Source organism: Microbulbifer hainanensis, from assembly GCF_014904735.1.
GTDB classification, from domain to species: Bacteria; Pseudomonadota; Gammaproteobacteria; order Pseudomonadales; family Cellvibrionaceae; genus Microbulbifer; species Microbulbifer hainanensis.
This window is the reverse complement of record NZ_JACZCR010000089.1, coordinates 1-370: the sequence shown is the minus strand read 5'-3', so window position 1 is coordinate 370 and position 370 is coordinate 1. Positions and strand designations below refer to the sequence as shown.

The window sequence follows — 370 nt, the reverse complement described above, 5'->3', positions numbered from 1 at the left end:
GTGAAAGCTTCGAAAATATCTACGAGCGCGACATCAATCCTTCTGCTCTCATACTTTATGTCGCCCGCCAGTCCTGGCGGGTGGTGTCTGCTCAACTCAGTCACTCGATGGCCAAAAGAAATGAATTGATCGTCCGTCTGCAATGGCGGAAGCGTTTTCAAGCCTGGGCCCAGGGCCGCCAGTGCTTCTTTGGCTGTTTCAAAGTTAACCGCGCTCGAGTAGAACGACCCGTCGTCGTCAATGAGGTCGCCGATTATTCCTGTCAGATACTGCCCTCTGACGTCAGCACGAAGGAGCGTCAATACGTCAGGATCTCGAAGCTCACCGCCTTTGTCCCAGGACCTGATGAGTTCGAAGAGGTCCTCGTCCG

1 protein-coding gene is annotated in these 370 nt (G+C 54.1%); it reads right to left on the bottom strand.

Annotated features, from left to right (window positions below; all coding sequences use genetic code 11):
• Positions 1 to 370: hypothetical protein (locus tag IG168_RS20455; protein ID WP_193166457.1), on the bottom strand; the 370-nt coding region annotated here is incomplete at both ends.